Raw genomic sequence first — 454 nt, forward strand, 5'->3', positions numbered from 1 at the left:
CGGCCGTGGAGGCCGACCTCGTCAGGTATGGAACGCAGTATCGGCCCGAGCAATTGGCGGGGCTGGCCGAGCATGTCGCCGATTGCCTGAACCCCGACGGCACCTACAGCGACGCCGAGCGCGCCCGCCGCCGCGGCCTCACCCTGGGCAAGCAGGGGCCCGATGGCATGTCGGAGCTGCGCGGGCTGCTCACCCCTGAGCTGCGGGCCACCCTCGAGGCGGTGCTGGCCAAGCTGGCCGCCCCGGGCATGTGCAACCCCCTCGACGACACGCCGTGCGTGGACGGCACCCCCAGTCAGGAGGCCATCGATCACGATGGGCGCAGCGCCGCCCAACGCAACCACGATGCGTTGTTGGCGGCATCACGCGCGCTGTTGGCCTCGGGAAAACTCGGCCGGCACAACGGGTTACCGGCCTCCATCATCATCACCACCACCCTGCACGAGCTGCAGAC

At 70.3% G+C, this 454-nt stretch carries 1 protein-coding gene; it reads left to right on the plus strand.

The window, feature by feature from the left end:
- The coding region (locus WU80_RS24835) for a DUF222 domain-containing protein (RefSeq protein WP_156371903.1) at positions 1-454 on the plus strand (454 nt) is incomplete at both ends.

This window comes from Mycobacterium sp. UM_11 (assembly GCF_001414075.1).
Lineage (GTDB): Bacteria > Actinomycetota > Actinomycetes > Mycobacteriales > Mycobacteriaceae > Mycobacterium.